This is a genomic window from Streptomyces sp. sk2.1 (assembly GCF_008120935.1).
Lineage (GTDB): Bacteria > Actinomycetota > Actinomycetes > Streptomycetales > Streptomycetaceae > Streptomyces.
This window is the reverse complement of the sequence record NZ_RDBO01000256.1, coordinates 1-634: the sequence shown is the minus strand read 5'-3', so window position 1 is coordinate 634 and position 634 is coordinate 1. Positions and strand designations below refer to the sequence as shown.

At 76.8% G+C, this 634-nt stretch carries 2 protein-coding genes; one reads left to right on the top strand and one right to left on the bottom strand.

Going from position 1 to position 634, the window contains the following annotated elements; translation table 11 throughout:
* The coding region (locus EAO76_RS43405) for an oligopeptide/dipeptide ABC transporter ATP-binding protein (protein ID WP_399463832.1) at positions 1 to 282 on the top strand (282 nt) is incomplete at its 5' end.
* A gap of 110 nt (positions 283 to 392) precedes the next feature.
* On the opposite strand, the gene EAO76_RS43400 is transcribed toward EAO76_RS43405, so the two are convergent.
* Positions 393 to 634: riboflavin kinase (locus EAO76_RS43400; RefSeq protein WP_316248431.1), on the bottom strand; the 242-nt coding region annotated here is incomplete at its 5' end.

The following is a 634-nucleotide window of genomic DNA, read 5'->3' as shown; positions in this document are numbered from 1 at the left end:
CGCCATCCGTACACCCGGGCGCTGCTGTCGGTGCTGCCGGAGGCCGGGGGCGAGCCGGTGGTCCTGACCGGTGAGCCGCCGGACCCGTCCAAGGTGCCGTCCGGGTGCCGCTTCCACGCCCGCTGCCAGGTGCTGGCGTCGGGCGAGGCGGAGCGGGCGGGCGTCGCGGACGCCTGCCGCTCGGAGGACCTGCCGGTGCTCGCGGGCGGTGGCCGGGCCCAGGTGGCGTGCCACTGGGCGGCAGCCGCCCCCGCCGCGGCCGGGCGGGCGAAGAAGGCATAGGTGGCGACCGGGCCGGGCCCGTCCGGAGGATCGCCTCCGGACGGGCCCGGCCCGGGCCGTTCGTCCGAGGGGGCCGCGCGCCGCGCCGGGGCGGGCGCGGCCCGAGGGGTTCAGCCCCGTTCGTACGCGGCGACCAGTTCGGAGCACCGCTTCACATCGGCGGCCATCGCCACGAGCAGGTCGTCGACCGAGTCGAACCTCAGCATCCCGCGCACGTACGAGAGGAAGTCCACCGCGACGTGCAGCCCGTACAGGTCGAGGCCGACGCGGTCGATCGCGTACGCCTCCACCGTCCGCTCCGTGGCGTCGAACTGCAGGTTCGTGCCGACCGAGATCGCGGCGGGCATCGCGC